A 704-nucleotide genomic window follows, 5' to 3' on the forward strand; every position below is an offset into this window, starting at 1 on the left:
TCGGCATTTACACTGTTTGACAGTTTGGTCCTAACTGTAAAACTTCTCGCCCTTCCCGTAACTGCCACACATCCCGAAAACGCGCCGCATTGCTGGCGGTGTACCGCACCGTGTGGCGGATGTTGCGGTGCCCCAGGTAGTCCTGTATCAGCCGCGTGTCCACCCCCCGGTCCGCCAGCGCAAACCCGCAGGCGTGGCGCAGCATGTGCGGGTGCGGGTCGACCACGATGGCCGCCGCCCGCCCCAGGTCGCTGATGACCTGGTAGATACGCTGGCGCGTCAGCGGTCCGCCCTGGCGCGACAGGAACAGCCAGTCGCTCTGCGCGCCCTTCATCGTTGCCCGCACCGCCAGCCACGCCTGGATGGCGAGGATTTCATTGTGCAGCAGCGGGTGGCGGGTACTGAAGCCGTTCTTCATGCGGCGGATGAACAGCCCGCCTTCCTGCAGGTCCAGGTCGGACAGGCGCAGGCGGCAGGCTTCGGTGACGCGAAAGCCGTGCACGAAGCTCATGTATATCAGGCAGTAGTCCCGTTCCGGGTTGCCCTTCTGTCGTTTTGCCGATTCGAGCAGACGCCCCACTTCCGTCTGTGTCAGGTATTTTCGCTGACTCACGGTCGTTACCTCCCAAGGTATGATTAGCATGATGATGATTGCAGGGGGGATTATGGGCTGTGGATGCGCGCGCGACAACCGCTATCCGTGC

General features: G+C 62.5%; 1 protein-coding gene. It reads right to left on the bottom strand.

What is annotated here, in order from left to right; genetic code table 11:
* Nucleotides 1-7: 7 nt before the first annotated feature.
* A complete protein-coding gene (locus ADK28_RS27890) occupies nt 8-613 on the bottom strand; it encodes a tyrosine-type DNA invertase (protein ID WP_048797258.1) in 606 nt (201 codons plus the stop codon).
* Between the last annotated feature and the right edge of the window lie 91 nt (nt 614-704).

Origin of the sequence: Serratia sp. 506_PEND (genome assembly GCF_001076875.1) — a bacterium.
Classification (GTDB): Bacteria; Pseudomonadota; Gammaproteobacteria; order Enterobacterales; family Enterobacteriaceae; genus Serratia; species Serratia marcescens.